The 1263-nt window shown below is 68.8% G+C and carries 1 protein-coding gene; it reads right to left on the bottom strand.

Annotated features, from left to right (window positions below; all coding sequences use genetic code 11):
* The coding region (locus ABD056_RS22700; protein ID WP_343870568.1) for a cache domain-containing protein at positions 1-1018 on the bottom strand (1018 nt) is incomplete at its 3' end.
* Positions 1019-1263 lie beyond the last annotated feature (245 nt).

Below are 1263 nucleotides of genomic sequence, written 5' to 3'. Positions count from 1 at the left end.
CCACCGTCTGCACGTTGGCCGACGCCTGTTCCGAGGCCGTCGCCACCCGCACCGAGCGTTCGGCGGTATGGGCCGCACCCGCATCCAGGCTGCCGGCGGCCGAGCGCAGGCTTTCGATGGAGCTTTCGACGTTGCCCATGAGGCGGCCGACTGCCTGATCGAAGCGGGCCGTCAACGTCTCGATTTCCTGCTGGCGGGCCAGCTTGCGGTCAGCCTCGGCCTGCTGGGTGCGGCGCAGGTCGGTCGCCTGAATGACGCCCTGGCGGAACACCTCCACCGCCTGCGCCATCTCGCCGATCTCGTCGTGGCGGGCGAGGTGGGGCACGGTGAGGGCGGTTTCGTCGTGGGAGATGGCGCGCATGCTGGCGCGCACGTCGTGCAGGGCGCGGAATTCTCGGCGCAGCAGCCACCAGACGATGCCGCCGGCCACCACCACCAGGGCGCCCGCCACCAGCACGATGCGCAGCACCAGGGCATCCACCACCTGCTGGAACTCGGCCTTCTCCAGCCCGACGTAGAGCACGCCGATGACCTTGCCGGAGGCGTCGCGGATGGGGTCGTAGGCGGTGTAGAAGTCCTTGCCGAGGATGTTGGCCTCGCCGCGGAAGGACGTGCCGCTGCCGAGCACGGCGGAATGCACCGGCCCCTGGGCCAGCGGCGTGCCGACGGCGCGGCTGCCGTCGTCCTTGCGGACGTTGGTGGCGACGCGGGTGTCGCCGGCGAAGATGGTGGCCGTGCCGCCGACCAGCTTCTGGATGGTGTCGACGATGGCGACGTCGCCGTTCAGCAGCGTGTCGCCGGCATACAGCTTGCCGTCGACAAGGCGGAAGGTGGTGCCATGCTCCTGCAGGACCTGCCAGGCGACGGCCATGTTGCTGCTCTGGCGCTGCTGGGCCATGCCGGTCATGGCATCGGTGACCAGACTGGCCGCCTGCTGCGCCAGGGCCGCCGCCAGCACGACCAGCGACACGATGGTGATGAGGGCGAAACGGGTGGTGAGGCGAAGCTTCAAGCTCATTGCTGCATTCTCCGAGGTGCGCCTTGCCAGGAGCATCTCCCCTTTCATCAGTTTGTTCTTATACTGTCAGCCCTGGAAACGGTTCAGCCGCCACCGTCGCGGGGACGGTGGCGCCTGACGGGTACGGAAGCAGGGGTCTCAGGCGGCCTTGATGGCGCTGAGGAAGGTTTCCACTTCGGTGCGCAGGGTTTCGGCCTCGCTCTCCAGTTCGTGGGCGGCGGAGCTGACCTTGCCGGCGGCGGCCT

Source organism: Caenispirillum bisanense, assembly GCF_039523075.1.
In the GTDB taxonomy this organism is placed as follows: Bacteria; Pseudomonadota; Alphaproteobacteria; order Rhodospirillales; family Rhodospirillaceae; genus Caenispirillum; species Caenispirillum bisanense.
Note: the sequence above shows the minus strand (reverse complement) of the source record. Positions and strands in the feature narration are given on the sequence as shown.